The 557-nt window shown below is 66.8% G+C and carries 1 protein-coding gene; it reads left to right on the forward strand.

All coding sequences use genetic code 11. The features are described 5' to 3' along the window. A partial coding sequence (locus MOV75_RS41280) for a Mur ligase family protein (protein WP_247008640.1) occupies positions 1–557 on the forward strand: 557 nt, incomplete at both ends.

The raw sequence follows: 557 nt of genomic DNA on the forward strand, positions 1-557 counted from the left end.
CGTCGAGGTCATCGGCGACATCGAGCTGTTCTGCCGCGAGCGGCGGCGGCATGCGCCGGATGCGCCGTTCGTCGCCATCACCGGCACCAACGGCAAGTCGACCACGACGGCGCTGATCGCGCATCTGACCAAAGTGGCCGGCTACGACACCCAGATGGGCGGCAATATCGGGACCGCGATCCTGTCGCTGGAGCCGCCGCGCACGGGCCGCGTCCATGTCGTCGAGATGTCGTCCTACCAGATCGATCTCACGCCCTCGCTCGATCCTTCCGTCGGCATTTTGCTCAATGTCAGCGAGGACCATATCGACCGTCACGGCACGGTCGAACACTACGCCGCGGTGAAGGAGCGTCTCGTCGCGAGCGTGCAGCCAGGCGGCACCTCGATCGTCGGCGTCGATGACGGTTTTTGCCGCGATATCGCCGACCGGCTCGACCGCGCCGGCAAGAACGTGGTGCGCATCTCGGTCAGGAATCCGCTGGCCTCCGGCATCCATGTCGAGCACGGCACCATCGTGCGCACCGCGGGTGGCGCGCGCAGCGAGGTCGCAAAGCTCG

This window comes from Bradyrhizobium sp. PRIMUS42, from assembly GCF_023006515.1.
Taxonomy (GTDB): Bacteria; Pseudomonadota; Alphaproteobacteria; order Rhizobiales; family Xanthobacteraceae; genus Bradyrhizobium.